This is a genomic window from Brevundimonas fontaquae (assembly GCF_017086445.1).
Taxonomy (GTDB): domain Bacteria; phylum Pseudomonadota; class Alphaproteobacteria; order Caulobacterales; family Caulobacteraceae; genus Brevundimonas; species Brevundimonas fontaquae.
Genome location: NZ_CP070968.1, coordinates 1,641,707 through 1,660,428 on the forward strand (window position 1 = coordinate 1,641,707; position 18,722 = coordinate 1,660,428).

Below are 18,722 nucleotides of genomic sequence, written 5' to 3' on the forward strand. Positions count from 1 at the left end.
GAATCGGCCGTCGCCCTTAGCGCCGGATATCGAACCCGCCGTCGCCCATGGCGGCGCGCACGTCGTCGGCGGTGAACAGGTTGAAGTCGCCGGGCACGGAGTGTTTCAGGCCGGCGGCAGCGAGGCCGAAATCCAGAGCTTCTTGATCCGACCATCCGCTCCACAGCCCGAACAGGACGCCGGAGGCGAAGGCGTCGCCGCCGCCGACCCGGTCGACGACCCCGGCCATGTGAATGGCCTCGGCTTTGGTCTCGATCACGTCGTCGCCGTTCCGCGTCAGCATGACAGCCGACAAGGCCTGGTCGGCGACGCTGTCCTGAATCCGCAGCGTACAGGCGATGCGTTGCAGGCGAGGGAAGGCGGCGAAGGCGTCGGCGGCGGCCTGGCGACGACGTACGGTCGGATCGGGATCGTCGAACTTGGTCTTCAGCACCAGGGCGAAGTCCCGGTCGTCGGCGAAGGCGACCGTGGCGCCGGCCAGCATCTTGCCAAGCGTGGTCGGCGGATCGCCATCCCACTGCTCCCACAACTTGCCGCGGAAGTTGCCGTCGTAGCTGATCTTCACGCCTTTCCTAACGGCGGCCTCGATGAGGGCGACAGCGGCGGCCGAGCCGTTCGGCCCCGTCGCCGGCGTCACGCCCGAGGCGTGCAGCCATTCGACGCCGTCCAGAAGTTGGTCCCAGTCGAAGGCCGTATCGACATGTTCGACAAAGGCCGAACCGGCGCGATCGTAGAGGACTTCCGACGGACGACGAACAGCACCCGGCGTCAGGAAATACAGACCCATGCGGCCGGGTTTGAAGACGACCTGAGCGGTGTCGACCCCGTGCTTGCGCACTTCGTCACGCACGCCGCGGCCCAGCGCATTGTCGGCCAGGACCGTCGCCATAACGGTCGGCGCGCCGAAGCGGGCCAGGGACACGGCGACATTGGCCTCGGCCCCGCCCGGACGCACGGTCAGGGCAGGGGACTGCATCAGCAGTTCGTTGTGGTTGGGCGAAAACCGCAGCAACATCTCGCCGAAGCAGAGGATGGTGCGAGAGGCGGCCATAGAGCCCGAGGCGGTGTTGGTCATGTCGGAACGCTAGTCTGGTATCAGCGCGCCTGCCAGCCGCCGTCGACCGGCAGGATGGCGCCCTGGACATAGTCCGAGGCCCGGCTGGCCAGGAAAACGGCCGCGCCGCCCAGGTCCGACGGCTCGCCCCAGCGACCGGCGGGGATGCGGCCCAGAATCTCGGCCGAACGGACCGGGTCCTCGCGCAAGGCCTGGGTGTTGGCGGTGGCGAAATAGCCGGGGGCGATGGCGTTGGCGGTGATGCCGTGGGGCGCCCACTCGTTGGCCATCAGCTTGGTCAAGCCGGCCACGCCAGACTTGGACGCGGTGTAGGAAGGCACGCGGATGCCGCCCTGGAAGGACAGCATGGAGGCGATGTTGATGATCTTGCCGCCGTCGCCCTGTTGGATGAACAGGCGCGCCACCGCCTGGCTCATGAAGAAGACGGTCTTCAGATTGATGTTCATTACGAGGTCCCAGTCGGCCTCGGTGAAGTCCACCGCGTCGGCGCGGCGGATCAGGCCGGCGTTGTTCACCAGGATGTCGATCCGGCCCATGGCGGCCAGGGCTTCCTGAACCACGCGTCCGACCGGCTCGATCGAGGTCAGGTCGGCGCTGATGGCGTGGGCGCGGCGGCCCATCGCCTGGACCTTGGCGACCGTTTCGTCGGACTCCGACAGGGCGACCGAGACGATGTCGGCGCCCGCTTCGGCCAGAGCCAAGGCGATGCCTTGACCCAGACCCACATTGCCGCCGGTGACCAAGGCGACCTTGCCGGTCAGGTCGAACGGATTGCTCATGATGTTTCCTCTCCAGCCTATCTCGAACCCCGTGTCAGGCTCAGCTTGTCTCAATTGGTAACCGGTGTCATATACTGACGCAAAGGGCTAGGCCATAACCAAAATCGGTTGGCGTCGCCGTCCGTCTGATCAAGGATCCCCCATGAAGATCGCTCTCATCATCGAAAACAGCCAGGCCGCCAAAAGCGAGACGGTGCATGCCGCACTGACCGCCGTCGCCGAACCGCTGGGCCATGAAGTTTTCCACTATGGGATGTACGCGGCCGACGATAAGGCCTCGCTGACCTACGTCATGAACGGCTTGCTGACCGGCATTCTGTTGAACTCCGGCGCGGCCGATTTCGTCGTCACCGGGTGCGGAACCGGCATGGGCTCGATGCTGGCCTGCAACAGCATGCCTGGCGTCTTCTGCGGTCTGGTGATCGACCCGACCGACGCCTTCCTGTTCGGCCAGATCAACGACGGCAACGCCATCTCGATGCCTTATGCCAAGGGCTTCGGCTGGGCTGCAGAACTGAATTTGCAGGACGTCTATCGCAAGCTGTTCGAAGGCGAGCGCGGCCTGGGCTACCCCAAGGAGCGCGCCGAGATCATGCGCAAGAACCGCGGCGTACTCAGCGACCTGAAGGCCGTGACCTGCCACGACATGCTGACGGTTCTGAAGACGATGGATCAGGACCTGCTGAAGGCCGCCATCGCCGGCGAGAAGTTCGAAGACTACTTCTTCGCCAACGCTACGGACGAGGGCATTCGCGACTATCTGAAGGGCGTTCTCGCCGCCAAGCCTGCGCTCGAGACGGCCTGAGGCAGAGAGGTCGGCGCGCGATCACGCGCCGACCCAACTCAGGCTGCCGGGATTGCCGACTTGCGCACCACCAGGGCCGGTCGAACTTCGGGCTGCTGCATCTTGGCCGGATCGACGCCGCGCATCGGCGCCAGCAGCTTTTCAGCCGCCATCCGTCCCATGTCTCGGATCGGCAGGCGCACCGAGGTGAGGTTGGGCCAAACCCGCGCCGCCATCGGCAAATCATCGAAGCCGACGACGGACAGGTCGCGCGGCAGTTCCAGGCCGCGATCTCGCGCCGCCTGCATCACCCCGATGGCCATGTCATCGTTGAGGGTGAAGATGGCGGTCGGCGGCGTTTCCAGCGCCAAGAGGGCGTGGCCCGCCTGCACACCGGATTCGAACGTGTAGGCGCCTTTGAAATCGTAAGCCGGGTCCAGCGGGATGCCGCGCTCGGCCAGAGCGTCCAGGAACCCCTTGCCCCGCACTGCCGACGACCGGAACAGGTCCGGCCCGCGCACCAGACCGATTCGTCTGTGTCCCAGGTGGGCCAGATGCGCCGCCGCCTCAGCCGCGCCGATCCAGTCATTGGTGACCACCATCGTTTGGGGCTCGTCCAACGCCACCGAGGCGATGCGGACATAGGGGCAGTCGAGATCGCGAAGCAGGTCGATGACCTGTTCGTCCTCGGACACCGAAGGCGGCATGATGACGCCGTACAGACGTTGGCGCTCGACGAAACCCCTGATGTCTTCCAGCAGCGTAGGGGAGTTGCGATTGCAAGGGTGGACGACCAGTTCCAGGCCGGACCCCTTCAGCGCATCCAGCACGCCTTGCTGCATATTCACGACATAGGTCGGGCTGGGGTTGTCGTAGATCAGACCGACCAAGAACGAGCGTCGAAACGCCAGGCCGCGCGCCTGTGGATCGGGCGTGAACCCCAGAGCCTTGATAACGGCGTTGACCTTTTCGCGCGTGTCTTCCTTGACGAACGGCGACTGATTGATGACCCTCGAGACGGTCTTCTTGGAGACCTGCGCCTCACGGGCGACGTCGTTGATGGTTGCCCGCTTGCCCGGCTTGCCGGATCGCGGATCGTCTTGAGCCAAGGTTCGGCTCCTTCCCTATGTGCAGCTTGAAGGCATAGCCGCGACTCGCGGCCGACGCCATGGGGCTCAGCTAAAGCGCATTGACACCGGTTTCCTTCGTCGCTCTTATCGGAGCCTATTCACGAGGCGACACCTTTGACTTCGACCCCCTCACTTGCGAGCCAGGACGACGCGCTGTCGGCCGACCCGGCGGCGATCGCACAGCAGTTCGTCGCCGCGCGTCTGGCGGCGCGCAACACGCCAGACTATCCGGGCGTGATCCCTCAGAGCATGGCCGAATCCTACGCCATTCAGGACGTCGCGATCGGTCTGTTTCCCGATGAGGTCGTGGGCTGGAAGGTGGGCGGTGTCCCCCCGGAGCAGCAGCCGAAGCTGGGTATCCACCGTCTGGCCGGCGCCATTTTCGCGCGCAACGTCTGGCCGGCGCCCGGCGACACGGTCGTTCCTTTGCCCGAAATCGATGGCGGGTTTGCAGCGGTGGAAGCCGAGTTCATTGCTCGGATCGGCGCTGACGCCGATCCCGCCAAGACCGACTGGACCATCGAGGAAGCAATGGGTGTCGTGGACAAGGTGTTCATTGGCGTGGAACTGGCCGGTAGTCCGCTTTCAACGATCAACGACCTGGGTTCGGCCGTGGTCGCCTCCGATTTCGGCAACAATGGCGGACTAATGATCGGTCCCGAGGTCAAGAACTGGTGCGAGCGTCTGGACGACATCGCGGTCGAGACGGTGATCAATGGCGCCAGCGTCGGCACGGGCGGAGCGCAGTCCCTCGCGGGCGGAGCGATGGAATCCGTGCGATTTCTGCTTGAACATTGCGCGCGCTGGGGTCGTCCGCTGAAGGCGGGCACGCTGGTTTCGACCGGCGCCGTCACCGGCGTCCACCGTGTCCACGCGGGCGACGAGGCCGTGTGCATCTTCAAGGGTATCGCAGAACTTCACTGTTCGGTCGTCAGGGCCGAAGCCCAGTAACATCATCGGACGCCCACCCCGCCGCCGTTCAGGGACGGAAAAGAGCAGGGACGTGTCGAGGAATATTCAGGAACGGGTTTTCATAACCATGTCAGACGCCTCCGTCGCGCCGCCGATCCAGATCAAGGCGCCATCTCCCGGCAAGTATCGCTGGATCATCATGTGGCTGCTGTTCGCGGCCATGGTCATCAACTACGTCGATCGTCAGATGATCGGCTTCCTCAAGCCGACACTGTCAGCCGAGTTCGGTTGGTCCGAGACGGACTATGCCGACATCGTCTTCTGGTTCCAGGCGTCCTATGCCGTGGCCTACCTGTTGTGGGGCCGGATCATGGACCGGGTCGGCGCTCGCTGGGGCCTTGGGATCGCCTTCGGCATCTGGCAGATCGGCCATATCCTGCACGGTGCGGCGCGAGATCTGTCGCACTTCATGATGGCGCGGATGGTGCTGGGCGTCGGTGAGGCCGGCGGCTTCCCCGGCGGGATCAAGGCGGTCGCGGAGTGGTTCCCCAAAAAGGAACGCGCGTTCGCTACCGGCCTCTTTAACGCCGGCACCAATATCGGCGCCATCGTCACCCCTCTGATCGTTCCGGGCCTCGTGCTGGCGTTCGGCTGGCAGATGGCCTTTGTCATCACCGGGGCCTTGGGCCTGATCTGGCTGCCGATCTGGCTGCTGATCTATCGCAAGCCTCGCGAGCAGAAGACGCTGTCCGCGACCGAGCTGGCCTATATCGAGCAGGATCCGGCCGACGTTGTCGAAAAGGTCAAATGGACCAAACTGCTGACGGTCAAGGAAACCTGGGCCTATGCTCTGGGCAAGTTCCTGATCGATCCGATCTGGTGGATGTTCCTATTCTGGCTGCCGGACTTCCTGGGCAAGACCTATGGGCTCGACCTGAAGACCTTCGGCCCGCCGCTTGTCGCAATCTATCTGTTGTCCGACATCGGGTCGGTTGGCGGGGGCTGGCTGTCGTCGCGCTTCATGCATAGGGGCATGACAATCAATAAGGCCCGCAAGATCACCATGTTGATCTGCGCCCTGTGCGCCGTGCCGGTGGCCTTCGCGGCCGAGGCGTCAAACCTTTGGGTCGCGGTAGGCGTCATCGGACTGGCGACGGCCGCGCACCAGGGCTTCTCGGCCAATCTCTATGCGCTTCCAGGCGACGTCTTCCCGCGCTCGGCGGTGGGATCGGTCGTCGGCATCGGCGGCATGCTGGGCGCCATCGGCGGCATGGCTATGGCGAAATACGCCGGCTACGTTCTGGAGAAGATCGGCACCTATACGCCCATCTTCATCGTGGCGGCCTCGGCCTATCTGATCGCGCTTCTGGTCATTCACCTGATCACGCCGAAATACGAACTGGCCAAGGTCTGACCAACGGTTGCGTGGCTTAGCGCCGCGACGTCAGCAAGGATTGCGGCCGGGCGAGCGATCGTCCGGCCGTCGTCTTTTCAGGAAGCGAGAACGATGATGGATGTGGAACGAAGGACGCTTTTATGTCTGGCGGTGGGGGCCGTGGTTGGCGCTTCGAGCGCGCGGGCGCAGACAGTGGCGGACGGCGGCCGCGTCGCTCCGCCCGATCCAGTCGAGATCATCCGCCTATGGCCCAACGGCGCGCCGGGCGGGCAGGGTGTGACCGTCACGCCGGTCGTGCCAGAACGCTCGACCGATCCCGCTTTCCACGACCGCTACGCCCAATACACGACCGACCCCATCCTGACCGTCTTTCGCCCCGAGCGGTCGAACGGTTCGGCGATGCTGCTGATCCCCGGTGGCGGCTATCGCTGGGCTGTGCTGGACAAGGAGGGGTATGACGTCGCGCGCGTCTTCGCGGCCAGCGGCACGACCTGTTTCGTCCTTCGCTATCGCCTGCCGGCCGACGGCTGGGCGGCGGGCGCCGACGCACCCCTTCAGGACGCCCAGCGCGCGATCCGCGTGATCCGCAGCCACGCCGCCGACTATGGCGTGGATCCGAAAAAGATCGTCGTGCTGGGCGCGTCCGCCGGCGGCCATCTGGCGGGTCTGGCCAGCGCACGGACGGATGCGACCTACGAACCGGTCGACGCGGCTGACGGCGCATCCTTGCGACCGGATTTGACCGTTTTGATGTATCCGGTGGCGACCATGGCGTACCCGTATGCCCACGCCGGATCGCGGACCCATCTGTTAGGCGAGACGCCGTCGGCCGAGCGGATCGCGGCCTATTCTCTGGAGCAGATGGAGTGGCGCAATGCAGCGCCCGTCTTCCTGCTGCACGCGATGGACGACGCGTCCGTGCCGGTGGAGAACAGCCTCCAACTGCTGACCACGCTCAAAGCCGCCGCTGTACCGACCGAGGCGCATCTGTTCCAGGAAGGCGGCCACGGTTTCGGCGTCCGCCTGATCCAGGGCAAGCCCGCCCAGGTCTGGCCCGATCTGGTTCGCGCCTGGGCCGCCCGGCTGGATTTTCCGCTCTAGGTTCCCGGCTGGATATACGGAATGGCCGAGAAGAAGGCCCGCTCGTCGCCACGCGGATCATCGACCATCTGCGGCTGCACATCCATCAGCATCGTCTGACGGCGTGGCAACTCATATCGGTCCCAGCGCGGCAGTCCGGCATGATTCGGATCGCCGTCGCGGGCCAGGGCTATGAAGGCGTCGCTCATGCGATCTGCCAGCGCCTGCGCGCCCGGCCCACGCGTCCGCGAGCCTGTCGCCTCGACATTGTCGAACACCAATGGGATGTCGGCGGTATGGAAGGCGCCCTTGCGACCCGAGGCCAACTCTCCAGGGAAGTCGAGTTGATAGACCCAGGCGGGTGCGCCGGCCTTGGCCCGCTCCTCGGCCTCGATCACCGCGCCGCGCCATGACCGCCCCGCTGTCGTAGCAGCGATCAGCACTTGGTCGGGCGACCATTCGGGATGCATGGCGCGATAGCCGGCGATCACGGCTTCGGGCGTGATGTCGATCCGCATGACGCCGGGCGACAGTCGTGTCTTCAGGGTCTCCCACGTCAGGCCGACATTCTTGGGATCGTTGCCCATGAAGCCCAAGGTCTCTTCGCGCGTGTTGCCGATGATCATGGGAATTGACCTGCCCAGCGGCGCTGCGTCGGGATAGAAGGGGTGGCGGGGCAGGGTACGGAAATCCAGCACCGGCCCGAAATACAGGCCGCCAAAGCCCAGGATCGGATCCTCGGCGCTTTGCGCTTCGAGCAGTCGCTCCACCGGCATCGTCGCCGCCTCGGCCGCCCGATCCGGCGTCAGGCCCAGCGCCTTCAGCCAGGCCGTCGTCCGCGTCGTGGCGTTGATCGGCCCGGACGCCGTCACCTGCTGACCGCTCATGGTCGCGGCGCGATGGAACAGACCTCGCGCCGCCGGCGTCGCCATCAGGGTGGCGATCTTGGCGCCTCCGCCGGATTGACCGAACAGCATCACCCTGGACGGATCGCCGCCGAACGCCGCAATATTGTCCCGCACCCACTGCAGCGCCAGGATCAGATCCAGCTGGCCGACGTTGCCCGAATCTTCGAACCCCGACGCCAGTCGCGCCAGATAGGCATAGCCGAAAACGTTTAGCCGGTGATTCAGCGTCACCACCACGACATCGCCCCGCGCCGCCAGGCGTGTGCCGTCGTACAGCGGGTCCGATCCCGATCCGCTCGAATAGGCGCCGCCGTGGATATAGACCATCACCGGCCGCCGACCCGCGTCGGTCCCCGGCGTCCAGACGTTCAGGAACAGGCAGTCTTCGCTTTGATTCGCCTCATCGCCGCGCTGCGGACTGGCCGCGCCATAAGCCGTCGCGCGAACGGGATCACGCCATGGCGTGGGTGTCTCTGGCGGCTGGAACCGCCGCGTCGGTGCTCCATACCGCACCCCTTTGAAAGCGCTTACGCCATCGCGTCGAAGGCCGATGACGGGCCCCCTCTGCGTCATGACTTGAGGTTCTCGCGAACTGGCTAGCGCCAGCGAGGGCAGGGCTGCAGCCGTCAAACCTGCAGCAAAGACTGTCCGTCGGCTGATCATCGAATTGTGTCCTTCCCCTGCTGCCGAACATCGTTTGCCTGATCCGGCATCATGCCGCCGTACGCCATTGTCACTTCCAACTCGCTGATCATTCAGACCCTCGGGCGCCGCCAGATTACAAATGGAGAGCTCAAGTCTTCATCTTCTTGCCACATGAGGCCATCTGTGCCTAAACATTTATGACACCGGTAGCAGACGCAGGGTTAGATGCATTTGACACCGGTGTCTCCCGTCAGCAGCGGGAGGCGTCAACGAGGGCGTCTTGATCCTCGAAGCGCAGAACTTGGGAGGAGACAAGAGAATGATCCAACGCCATAAATTTGCGCGGCATGCGCTGGTCGCCACCGCTTCGCTAGGCGCGCTTGCGCTTGCCATGGCGGCGCATGACGCGGCTGCCCAGATAGCCGAAGCCCCTGCACCCCAAACGAATGACGCCGCCGAAGTCGACGACATCGTCGTGACGGGTTTCCGGGCCAGCCTGCAGAATTCCTTGAATATCAAACGGCGCGAGGCGGGCGTCGTCGACGCCATCTCGGCCGAGGACATTGCGGATTTCCCCGACACCAATCTGGCCGAGTCGATCCAGCGCATTCCCGGCGTCTCCATTGACCGCGATGCGGGCGAGGGGCGGTCGATAACCGTCCGCGGGCTCAGCTCGGAATTCACCCGCACACGGATCAACGGCATCGAGGCCCAGGCTTCGACCGGCGCCACCGATTCTTCGGGCGGCGTGAATCGCGGCCGTGGCTTCGACTTCAACGTCTTCGCCTCCGAGCTGTTCAACAATATCACGGTGCGCAAGACCGCCTCGGCCGAAACCGAAGAGGGCTCGCTTGGGGCGACCGTCGATCTGCGCACCAGCCGTCCGTTCGACAAGATGGGCTTCCAAGGCGCGCTGTCGGGCCAGTATGGCTACAACGACTTATCGCAGGACTGGAGCCCGCGGTTCGCCGGTCTGATTTCGAACACCTGGGCGGATGACCAGATCGGCGCTCTGTTCTCGATCGCCTACAGCGAGCGCGACAGTCTGGAGGAGGGTTTCAGCTCGGTGCGATGGGGACCTGCCAGCGCCGACGGCGGCTTCCAGAATGGCGCTGTCCTGCCGAACGCCGCGCGCACCTACCACCCTCGCATCCCGCGCTATGGCAGCCTGGAGCACAGCCAGGAACGTCTGGGCGCGACGCTGTCGGTGCAAGCCCGGCCCGGCAATGGTCCGACCCTGTTCACGATGGACATGCTGTACTCGAAGCTGGATTCGACCCGCAGCGAAAACTTCCTGCAAGCGTGGTCGCTCAGCCGTGGCGCCGATCAGGGCGGCAAGCCGCAGGTCGACATCATGAGCTTTGAGATCGATCCCGACACTGGCGAGATGATCTATGCCCAACTCGACGACATGGACATCCGCAGCGAGCAGCGGTTTGACGAGCTGGAAACCGAATTCAAGCAGATGACCTTCGGGGTCGAGCACGAGTTTTCGGATCGGCTGCGGTTCGACGGCCTGATCGGTCGCGCGGAATCCAGCTTCGCCAACCCGGTCCAGGTCAGCGCCATCATCGATCGACAGAACGTCGACGGCTATTCCTATGATTTCCGTCAGAACCGCAATCTGCCGGCGATCAACTGGGGCTTCAACGTCGCCGACCCCACGCAGTGGAGCGTCGTCGGCCCGACCGGCGCCCAGCCCCGCTCGGAACTGCGCATCAGTTCGAACTTCCAGGAAAACGTCTATACGACGGGTGAGGCCAACTTCGCCTTCGACGTAAGCGATTGGCTCACACTGAAAGCGGGTGTCAGCCGTAAGGAATATGAGTCGAGCAGCCGCGCCTTCGCGCGCCCGAACAACGCCAACGGTTCGCCAGCGCTGCCGGCCGGCACGAGCATGGCTTCGGTCACCAATCTGCTGAGCGGCTTCGGTCGCAATCTCGATCTGCCGTCGGGCGCTGCGACCAGCTGGGTTCGGCCGGATCTGGCTGCGTTGCAAACAGTCTGGAACTACAACTGCAACTGCGACACGGGCGTAGCAGGCGGTGACTTCCGACTGATCGGCCTGAACGGTAATCCGTCCACCTATGGTAACTGGCGTGACGTGACCGAGACCGACACCGGCGCCTATGTGCAGGCCGACTGGGACACGGAAATCATGGGTGTGCCCTTCCGAGGCAACGTCGGTGTGCGTCAGGTCAAGACCGAGGTCGACGCCTTGGGTTATTCGAATGTTGGTGGTGTTGCGACGCCGGTCCGGGGCGAGAACGAATATGACGACACCCTGCCGTCGCTAAACGTCTCGATCGAGCCGATGAAGGATTTGATCGTGCGTTTGGGCGCCGCCAAGGTCATGGCGCGACCGCCTGTCACCAGTCTGGTTCCAGTCTTCACGCTGAGCGCGGCCGGAGCGGCCACGAACACGGCCTCGCTGGGCAATGTCGAGCTGGAACCCTACCGGGCGACGACCTACGACCTGTCGGTTGAATATTACTTCGCGCCTGAAGCTCTGCTGTCCTTCGCCTACTTCTACAAGGACATCTCGACCTACGTGCAGACGACCACCGAACCGCTGTCTTACAGCCAACTGACGGCCTTGAACCCTGTGGCCTTCCCGGCGGGCGGTCGTCCTGCGGGCGACATCTATCAGTTCAGCACGCCCACCAACACGCCGGGCGGCCCGCTGAAAGGCTTCGAGATCAGCTATCAGCAGACCTTCTCCTTCCTGCCCAGCCTGCTGTCGAATATCGGTACGCAGCTGAACTATACGCACGTTGAATCCGAGATTCAGTATTGCGTCACCGCGACCTGCGCGGCCTTCGTGACAGCGGATCTGGTCAACCTTTCGCCAAACGCCTGGAACGCGACGCTGTATTATGACGACGGCAAGTTCAATGCGCGTGTGTCGGCGGCCTATCGCGACACCTATTTCCAGAACGTGCCGGGTTCGAACGGCGCGACGGGTCTGATCCCCTATCAGGGCAAGACCGAAACCACGACGATCGACGCTTCAGCATCGTATAACCTGACCGATAACCTCAGTGTTTCGGTCGAGGGGCTGAATCTGACCGATGAAGCCAATCGTCAGAACCACGGCGACATCGGCCTGCCGCGTGACAGCACCTATGTCTATCACCACACTGGCCGCCAGGTTTATATCGGCGCGCGGTATCGCTTCTGATCCCAACAGATCGGCTGGGTAGAGCAGGCGGCGTCGGTATATCCGGCGCCGCCTTCTTCATTTGCTTCCTGTTGCGTTGTTGGGAGCAGGCGGCAGCGGCAGCTGACTGGTCCGGCTAGCGGGCCTATCGACTGCCGTGCCACCCAGTCACAAAATTGGCGGCTTGAAGTCCGACCTGTTCGGGGGTCTGGCCGGGCTTGAAAACGGCCGAGCCGATGCCGAAGCCGGAGGCGCCGGCGGAGCGCCAGACGGCCATGCTGACGGGATCGACGCCGCCGACTGGATAGACACGGGTTTCGGGGGGCAGGACGGCGCGGACGGCTTTCAGCCCCTTGGGTCCGGCGATTTCGGCGGGGAAGAGTTTCAGGGCGTCGGCGCCGGCGTCTAGCGCGGCGAAGGCCTCGGACGGAGTGAAGAAGCCGGGCAGGGACAGCAGGCCCAAGGTCTTGGTCTCGGCGATCACCTCGACGTTGGTGTTGGGCGAGATGATCAGCTGACCGCCGGCGTCCGCCACCTCTCGCGTAGCCGCGACGCTCAGCACCGTGCCGGCGCCGACCAGGGCGCGGCCGTCCAAGGCCTGGCGCAGGCGGCGGATGCTTTCCAGCGGCTCGGGCGAGTTCAGCGGCACTTCCAGGCAGCGGAAACCGGCGGCGACGATAGCCTCGCCGATCTCGACCGCTTCGTCCGGTTTCAGGCCGCGCAGGATCGCGATCAGCGGCAGGGCGTCCAAGCTTTCAATGGAAACAGGAATCATTGGGATACGGTCTCGTGAATGCGCCACAGACCCTTGGCCGTGGCGGCGGCGCCGTCCGCGATACGGACGTCTTGGAAACCGCCCTGCGCCAGAGCGGCGGCATAGCGGCGGCTCAGGGCCTCGGCGCCGATCAGGATGACGGGGCGGTGGTTGGCGTCGGCCTGGGCCGCGACCTCGGCCCCGATCAACAGGCCCGACAGATAGTCGGCCGAGGATGTCGGCGAGAGGCGGCCGGCCAGACCCTCGACCCGCACGGAAAACAGGGCGGCGGTGACGGCGGGATCGCGCAGGGATCGCTGGACACCAGCGGCGAAGGCCTCGTCGTCCACGCCCGGCTTGCCCATCTCGGCGCCCAGAATGGTGCCCTTGCGGATGGCGGCGAACAGTTCGCCGGTCATGAAGGTTCGGAAATCGGTGATCCGTCCGCCAGCGGTGCGGATCCATTTGCTGTGGGTGCCGGGGGCGACCACGACCGCATCGTCGGGTGCGTCCAGGCCGAAGACCTGGGTCTCCTCACCGCGGATCACGTCCTGAAGGCGGCCGTCCTCGAACACGGCGACGCCGGGCACGATGGAAACGTGGGGCGCGTCGTCCGGGCTGGCCACGGCCGTCGCCAAGTCGGCGACGCCGGCGGGGCAGGGCAGATATGCCATTTCACGCCACCGGCCCCGCGCCCCGGCCATGCCGCTGACCAGGACGGGCAGGCTTTCGTCCAGCCAGTCGCGCGCGACCTCGGTCAGCACGCCGTGGAACTCGTTCGGCGCCAAGCTGCCCGCGCCGCGCGCGTCGGAACGGCTGTCCAGCACCGCGCCACCCTGAGCGATCCGCATGACGCGAAGATTGCTGGTGCCCCAATCGACCCCGATCAGTCCGTTCGCTGAACTCACCTCACCACCAGATCGTATAGACCAGGATCAGGAAGGCGATCACGCCGACCGCCGCCAGGTTGAAGCCCAGCGAGGTCTTGTAGCTGATCTTGTCCAGCTTGATCTTCATGGCGTCAGGCTTGGCCGGGACTAGCAGGGACACGATCACCGCTGCGATCAGCGAGACGACGAAGACAACGCCGACCCGGTTCATGAAGGGGAAGATGAACTGACCGGTTTCCTGCAGCCACCAGAAGATGGCCGACAGGACGACGGAGCCGATGGCGGCGGTCAGGGCGCCGGCTTCGGAGGCCCGCTTCCAGAATAGGCCCAGCATGAAGATGACCACGATGCCGGGGGTGAAGAAGCCGGTGAACTCCTGGATGAACTGGAACGCCTGATCGAACCCGCCCAGCAGCGGACGGGCGGTCAAGATGCCGATGACGACGGCGGCGACGGCGGCGATACGGCCGACCGTGACCAACTGATGTTCGGGCGTGTCCTTCTTGATCTTGGCGTAGAGGTCCAAGGTGAAGATGGTCGAGATCGAGTTCACCTTGGAAGCCAGCGAGGCGATGATGGCGGCGATCAGGGCGGCGAAAACCAGGCCCTTCAGACCCACCGGCAGCAGGTTCATCATGGTCGGATAGGCCTGATCCGGCGCCGACAGATTGGGGGCCAGGATCAGCGCCGCCATGCCCGGCAGCACCACGATCACCGGCATCAGCAGTTTCAGATAGGCGGCGAAGGCGATGCCCTTCTGGGCTTCAGGCAGCGACTTGGCGGCCAGGGCGCGCTGGATGATGTACTGGTTGAAGCCCCAATAGCTGATGTTCATGACCCACAGGCCGCCCAGCAGCACGGCGATGCCCGGCAGCTCCTGATAGTGGGGGTTGTCCTTGGACAGGATCATGTCGAACTTGTCCGGGAACTGGGTGATCAGGGTATGGAAGCCCGCCGCCGCGCCGCCTGCGCCGCCGATCGTCGACAGGGCGATGAAGCCGATGATCAGGCCGCCGCAGACCAGCAGGGCCACCTGCACGATGTCGGTCAGGGCCACGGCCTTCAACCCGCCCCACAGCTGATAGGCCAGGGCGAAGACGCCGATGGCGACGATGGCGTAGTCCTGGTTGAATCCGGTGACGGTGTGGACGGCGATGGCGCCCAGCCAAAGGATCGAGGTCACGTTCACGAAGACGTAGAGCAGCAGCCAGAAGACGGCCATCACATTGCGGATCGTCGGCCCGTACCGCTGCTGCAGGAACTGCGGCATGGTCACGATCTCGTTGCGCAGGAAGATCGGCAGGAAGAACTTGCCCACGATCAGCAGCGTCAGCGCCGCCATCCACTCATACGACGCGATGCCCAGGCCGATCACATAGCCAGAGCCGCTCATGCCAATGATCTGCTCGGCCGAAATGTTGGCCGCGATCAGGGAGGCGCCGATGGCCCACCAGGGCAGGCTCTTGGAGGCCATGAAATAGTCTGTGGAGGTCTTCTGCTCGCCCGCCTTGCTGCGCGAGACCCACTGGGCCAGACCGAAGATGAAGATGGCGTAGATCGCCAGAATCGCCAGATCGATGCCTGCGAGCGACATGGTGCACTTCCCCCCAATGCAGCTCTTTAGCCGAGCCTGGACCAAACCCTAGTCGAGGCGTCAGATTGTCGCAATGTGTTTTTATATGTGCGTAGAGATTTCACCCGCAGTAATGTAACGTCATCGCCATCGATTGCTTCACCGTGCTGCGCGCCACCCTTATTTGGGGCGCTCATCAGAGGACCTTCATGACCGACCAAGACGCCGCCGACGACCGCAAATACCGCGCTCCGGCTCTGGAAAAGGGTCTGGATGTGCTGGAACTGCTCTCGTCCCAAGGCGAGGCTATGACGCCGTCTCAGATGTCTGTGACCCTCGGGCGCTCGGTCAGCGAACTGTTTCGCATGATCCAGGTATTGGAGTTTCGCGGCTATATCGAACAGTCCTCCGAAGGCTATCGTCTAACCAATCGGCTGTTCACCTTGGGTATGACTCAGGCGCCGATAAAGTCACTGGTCGATGTCGCCATGCCGGCGATGCGCGATCTGGCGTCGTCGACGATGCAGTCCTGCCATCTGGTCGTGCCGTCCGGCGACCAGATCGTGGTCATCGCCCGGATCGAGAGCCCTGGCGACCTCGGCTATTCGGTCCGCATCGGCTATCGGCGCAGCATCCTGCACGCAACTTCAGGTCTGATGTTCTATTCGCGGGCCAACGCGCTGGCCCAAAAGCAACTGCATGACACTTTGGCCGCCCAGTTCGGCCAGCCGGCGGTGGAGGCGTTCGTCGAGCGTTCCCTGGCGATGACCCAGGGCCCCTATGTCGAGCGGGCCAGCGACTTCGTGAAGGGCGTGACCGACCTTGTGGCCCCGGTGATGGGGTCGGACGGCGTGATCGCCACCCTGATCACCCCATTCATCGAACAGGCACCGCTGACCTGCACCAAGGACGAGGCGGCGGCGCTGCTGGCGCGAGCCGCAGAGGTGATTTCGGATCAGATGAGCGCCGTTTCCCAAGCTTGATTGAGATGCAGTCTATTTTTTGTTGACGGCAACAAGTTTCATTTGTGAAAAGGCCCTCGGCCGCGCAAACGTCTTTCCGGCCTGGGGAGGCCCACGTTCATGGCTGCCATCTACTCCGACCTGAAGGGTAAGACTGTCGTCGTCACCGGCGGCGCTGGCGGCATTGGCGAGAGCATCGTCCGCGCCTTTCATGCCCAGGGCGCGCGGGTCGGCTTTCTGGACATCGACAAGGCGCGCGGAGCCAAACTCCAGGCCGAGTTAGGGCAGGGCGCGCTATTCGTCGCCTGCGACCTGACCGACATCCCGGCGCTAAAGGCCGCCATCGCCGCGGTGCGTGACGCCTTTGGCCCCATCGACATTCTGGTCAACAACGCCGCCCATGACGAACGCCACGCCACGCTGGAGGTGACCGAGGATTATTGGGACGGCCGCATGGCGGTGAACCTGAAGCACCAGTTCTTCGCCGCCCAGGCGGTGCTGCAGGACATGCAGGCGACGGGGAAGGGCGCCATCGTCAATCTGGGGTCGACTTCCTGGGTCATCGGCCAAGGGGGCATGGCCGCCTATACGGCCTGCAAGTCCGCCGTCATCGGCCTGACCCGTTCGCTGGCGCGCGACTTCGGCCCGTTCGGCGTTCGTGTGAACGCCGTCGCGCCCGGCTGGATCATGACCGAGCGCCAGCTGGAGCTCTGGGTCACGCCGGAAACCGAAAAAGACATCTACGCCAACCAGTGCCTCAAGCGCCGGCTCGTGCCGGACGACATCGCCCGCGTCGTCGTCTTCATGTGCTCGGACGAGGCGGGGGCGATCACCAATCAACACTATGTCGTCGATGGCGGCTGGACCTGAATGACCGACACCTCAAAGCCCAAGAAGCCGCTCCGCAGCCGCGCCTGGTTCGACAATCCGGAAAACCCGGATATGACGGCGCTTTATCTTGAGCGCTATCTGAACTACGGTCTGACGCGCAGGGAGTTGCAGTCGGACAAGCCGATCATCGGCATCGCCCAGACCGGCTCGGACCTGTCGCCGTGCAACCGCCACCATCTGGTTCTGGCCGAGCGCGTCCGCGAAGGCATCCGCGAGGCGGGCGGCATCGCCATGGAGTTTCCGGTCCATCCGATCCAGGAAACCGGCAAGCGCCCGACGGCGGGCCTGGACCGCAACCTGGCCTATCTGGGTCTGGTCGAAAGCCTGTACGGCTATCCGCTGGACGGGGTAGTCCTGACCATCGGCTGCGACAAGACCACGCCCGCCTGCCTGATGGCCGCCGCCACCGTGGACATCCCCGCCATCGCCCTGTCGGTCGGCCCGATGCTGAACGGCTGGCACAAGGGCGAACGCACCGGTTCGGGCACCATCATCTGGAAGGCGCGTCAGATGATGGCGGCCGGAGAGATCGACTATGACGGCTTCATCGAACTGGTGGCCTCGTCGGCGCCGTCGGTGGGCTATTGCAACACCATGGGCACGGCGACGACGATGAACTCGCTGGCCGAGGCGCTGGGCATGTCGCTGCCCGGCTCGGCCGCCATCCCGGCCCCGTATCGCGAGCGCGCCCAGGTCGCCTATGAGACCGGCCTGCGGATCGTTGAGATGGTGCACGAGGACCTGAAGCCGTCGGACATTCTGACCAAGGAAGCCTTCCACAACGCCATCGTCGTCAACTCCGCCATCGGCGGCTCGACCAACGCCCCGATCCACCTGACGGCTCTGGCCCGCCATGCCCACGTTGATGTGCCGTTGCAGGACTGGCAGACCGAAGGCCTGCACGTGCCGCTGCTGGTCAACCTCCAGCCCGCCGGCGAATATCTGGGCGAGGACTATTTCCATGCGGGCGGCGTGCCCGCCGTCGTGTCCGAACTGATGAAGCACGGGCTGATCAACGAGGACGCCCTGACCGTCACCGGCAAGTCCATCGGCGAGAACTGCAAGGACGCCGAGATCGTCCTGCCCGACGTCATCAAGACCTTCCACGCCCCGATGAAGACCGATGCCGGCTTCGTGGTCTTCACCGGCAATCTGTTCAGTTCGGCCATCATGAAGCTGAGCGTGATCAGCCCTGAGTTCCGCGAACGCTACCTGTCCAATCCCGACGACCTGAACGCCTTCGAAGGCCCGGCCGTCGTGTTCGACGGACCCGAAGACTATCACCACCGCATCGACGACGAGAGCCTGGGCATCACCGAACAGACCCTGCTGTTCATGCGCGGCGCCGGCCCCATCGGCTACCCCGGCGCGGCCGAGGTCGTGAACATGCGGCCGCCTGCCTACCTGATTAAGAAGGGCGTCAGCGCCCTGGCCTGCATCGGCGACGGGCGTCAGTCCGGCACCTCCGGCTCGCCCTCGATCCTAAACGCCTCGCCGGAAGCGGCGGCGGGCGGCAACATTGCCCTGCTGAAGACCGGCGATCGGGTGCGTATCGACCTGAACACCGGCAGGGCCGACATCCTGATTTCGGACGAGGAACTGGCCCAGCGTCGCCAGGCGTTCGAGGCCGCAGGCGGCTACAAATACCCTGCGTCACAAACCCCGTGGCAGGAGATGCAGCGCGCAACGGTCGGCCAGCTTGAGACCGGCGCCGTGCTGGAGCCCGCCGTGAAGTACCACCGCATCGTCGATACGATCGGCCTGCCGCGCGATAATCACTGAC

15 protein-coding genes are annotated in these 18,722 nt (G+C 64.5%); 8 read left to right on the forward strand and 7 right to left on the reverse strand.

Annotation, left to right across the window (positions count from 1 at the left end):
• Nucleotides 1-16: 16 nt before the first annotated feature.
• A complete protein-coding gene (locus JX001_RS08050) occupies nucleotides 17-1,075 on the reverse strand; it encodes a sugar kinase (protein ID WP_205683007.1) in 1,059 nt (352 codons plus the stop codon).
• A 20-nt stretch (nucleotides 1,076-1,095) separates the two neighbouring features.
• A complete protein-coding gene (gene kduD / locus JX001_RS08055; RefSeq protein ID WP_205680835.1) occupies nucleotides 1,096-1,854 on the reverse strand; it encodes a 2-dehydro-3-deoxy-D-gluconate 5-dehydrogenase KduD in 759 nt (252 codons plus the stop codon).
• Between the two features lie 142 nt (nucleotides 1,855-1,996).
• Between kduD and JX001_RS08060 the strand changes: the two genes are divergently transcribed.
• Nucleotides 1,997-2,659, forward strand: a complete 663-nt coding sequence (locus JX001_RS08060) for an RpiB/LacA/LacB family sugar-phosphate isomerase (protein WP_205683008.1) — start codon at nucleotides 1,997-1,999, stop codon at nucleotides 2,657-2,659.
• Nucleotides 2,660-2,697: 38 nt separating this feature from the next.
• On the opposite strand, the gene JX001_RS08065 is transcribed toward JX001_RS08060, so the two are convergent.
• Complete coding sequence (locus JX001_RS08065; RefSeq protein ID WP_205683009.1) at nucleotides 2,698-3,747, reverse strand: LacI family DNA-binding transcriptional regulator; 1,050 nt, start codon at nucleotides 3,745-3,747, stop codon at nucleotides 2,698-2,700.
• Between the two features lie 135 nt (nucleotides 3,748-3,882).
• Here JX001_RS08065 and JX001_RS08070 point away from each other — a divergent pair, with 135 nt between their 5' ends.
• The 3 genes from JX001_RS08070 (at nucleotide 3,883) to JX001_RS08080 (ending at nucleotide 7,177) form a co-directional block, all read left to right on the forward strand.
• Nucleotides 3,883-4,719, forward strand: coding sequence for a 2-keto-4-pentenoate hydratase (locus tag JX001_RS08070; protein WP_241004806.1), 837 nt, complete (start codon nucleotides 3,883-3,885; stop codon nucleotides 4,717-4,719).
• An 88-nt stretch (nucleotides 4,720-4,807) separates the two neighbouring features.
• The gene (locus JX001_RS08075; RefSeq protein ID WP_205683010.1) at nucleotides 4,808-6,094 is read left to right on the forward strand and encodes an MFS transporter; all 1,287 of its coding nucleotides are present in this window, start codon (nucleotides 4,808-4,810) and stop codon (nucleotides 6,092-6,094) included.
• A gap of 93 nt (nucleotides 6,095-6,187) precedes the next feature.
• A complete protein-coding gene (locus JX001_RS08080) occupies nucleotides 6,188-7,177 on the forward strand; it encodes an alpha/beta hydrolase (RefSeq protein WP_241004807.1) in 990 nt (329 codons plus the stop codon).
• Here the strand turns inward: JX001_RS08080 and JX001_RS08085 are convergent.
• Complete coding sequence (locus JX001_RS08085; protein WP_205683011.1) at nucleotides 7,174-8,727, reverse strand: carboxylesterase/lipase family protein; 1,554 nt, start codon at nucleotides 8,725-8,727, stop codon at nucleotides 7,174-7,176. The two genes, JX001_RS08080 and JX001_RS08085, sit on opposite strands and share 4 nt — an antisense overlap.
• A gap of 301 nt (nucleotides 8,728-9,028) precedes the next feature.
• Between JX001_RS08085 and JX001_RS08090 the strand changes: the two genes are divergently transcribed.
• Nucleotides 9,029-11,890, forward strand: a complete 2,862-nt coding sequence (locus tag JX001_RS08090; RefSeq protein WP_205680680.1) for a TonB-dependent receptor — start codon at nucleotides 9,029-9,031, stop codon at nucleotides 11,888-11,890.
• Nucleotides 11,891-12,014: 124 nt separating this feature from the next.
• Here JX001_RS08090 and JX001_RS08095 read toward each other — a convergent pair whose 3' ends face one another.
• From JX001_RS08095 to JX001_RS08105, 3 genes are read right to left on the reverse strand one after another with little or no spacing between them, the layout of a single operon-like run.
• Nucleotides 12,015-12,644: a 2-dehydro-3-deoxy-6-phosphogalactonate aldolase gene (locus tag JX001_RS08095; protein ID WP_205680681.1), complete on the reverse strand. Its 630-nt coding sequence runs from the start codon at nucleotides 12,642-12,644 to the stop codon at nucleotides 12,015-12,017.
• Nucleotides 12,641-13,531 carry a 2-dehydro-3-deoxygalactonokinase gene (locus JX001_RS08100; RefSeq protein WP_241004578.1) on the reverse strand — a complete coding sequence of 297 codons (891 nt, stop codon included), beginning with the start codon at nucleotides 13,529-13,531 and terminating at the stop codon, nucleotides 12,641-12,643. Before JX001_RS08100 ends, JX001_RS08095 begins: the two co-directional genes overlap by 4 nt.
• Before the next feature lies 1 nt (nucleotide 13,532).
• Nucleotides 13,533-15,107 carry a sodium/sugar symporter gene (locus JX001_RS08105; RefSeq protein WP_205680682.1) on the reverse strand — a complete coding sequence of 525 codons (1,575 nt, stop codon included), beginning with the start codon at nucleotides 15,105-15,107 and terminating at the stop codon, nucleotides 13,533-13,535.
• Between the two features lie 188 nt (nucleotides 15,108-15,295).
• On the opposite strand from JX001_RS08105, the gene JX001_RS08110 reads away from it, so the two are divergent.
• From JX001_RS08110 to JX001_RS08120, 3 genes are all read left to right on the forward strand, one after another.
• Nucleotides 15,296-16,069 carry an IclR family transcriptional regulator gene (locus tag JX001_RS08110; RefSeq protein WP_205680683.1) on the forward strand — a complete coding sequence of 258 codons (774 nt, stop codon included), beginning with the start codon at nucleotides 15,296-15,298 and terminating at the stop codon, nucleotides 16,067-16,069.
• Between the two features lie 99 nt (nucleotides 16,070-16,168).
• On the forward strand, nucleotides 16,169-16,918 hold the full coding sequence (locus JX001_RS08115; protein WP_205680684.1) for an SDR family NAD(P)-dependent oxidoreductase: 750 nt from the start codon (nucleotides 16,169-16,171) through the stop codon (nucleotides 16,916-16,918).
• The gene (locus tag JX001_RS08120; protein WP_205680685.1) at nucleotides 16,919-18,721 is read left to right on the forward strand and encodes an IlvD/Edd family dehydratase; all 1,803 of its coding nucleotides are present in this window, start codon (nucleotides 16,919-16,921) and stop codon (nucleotides 18,719-18,721) included.
• The last annotated feature ends 1 nt before the right edge of the window (nucleotide 18,722 follow it).

Coding starts and splice junctions, on each gene's coding strand:
- JX001_RS08050 (WP_205683007.1), bottom strand. CDS start 1,075: ATGACCAACACCGCCTCGGGCTCTATGGCCGCCTCTCGCACCATCCTC.
- kduD (WP_205680835.1), bottom strand. CDS start 1,854: ATGAGCAATCCGTTCGACCTGACCGGCAAGGTCGCCTTGGTCACCGGC.
- JX001_RS08060 (WP_205683008.1), top strand. CDS start 1,997: ATGAAGATCGCTCTCATCATCGAAAACAGCCAGGCCGCCAAAAGCGAG.
- JX001_RS08075 (WP_205683010.1), top strand. CDS start 4,808: ATGTCAGACGCCTCCGTCGCGCCGCCGATCCAGATCAAGGCGCCATCT.
- JX001_RS08080 (WP_241004807.1), top strand. CDS start 6,188: ATGATGGATGTGGAACGAAGGACGCTTTTATGTCTGGCGGTGGGGGCC.
- JX001_RS08085 (WP_205683011.1), bottom strand. CDS start 8,727: ATGATCAGCCGACGGACAGTCTTTGCTGCAGGTTTGACGGCTGCAGCC.
- JX001_RS08090 (WP_205680680.1), top strand. CDS start 9,029: ATGATCCAACGCCATAAATTTGCGCGGCATGCGCTGGTCGCCACCGCT.
- JX001_RS08095 (WP_205680681.1), bottom strand. CDS start 12,644: ATGATTCCTGTTTCCATTGAAAGCTTGGACGCCCTGCCGCTGATCGCG.
- JX001_RS08105 (WP_205680682.1), bottom strand. CDS start 15,107: ATGTCGCTCGCAGGCATCGATCTGGCGATTCTGGCGATCTACGCCATC.
- JX001_RS08110 (WP_205680683.1), top strand. CDS start 15,296: ATGACCGACCAAGACGCCGCCGACGACCGCAAATACCGCGCTCCGGCT.
- JX001_RS08115 (WP_205680684.1), top strand. CDS start 16,169: ATGGCTGCCATCTACTCCGACCTGAAGGGTAAGACTGTCGTCGTCACC.
- JX001_RS08120 (WP_205680685.1), top strand. CDS start 16,919: ATGACCGACACCTCAAAGCCCAAGAAGCCGCTCCGCAGCCGCGCCTGG.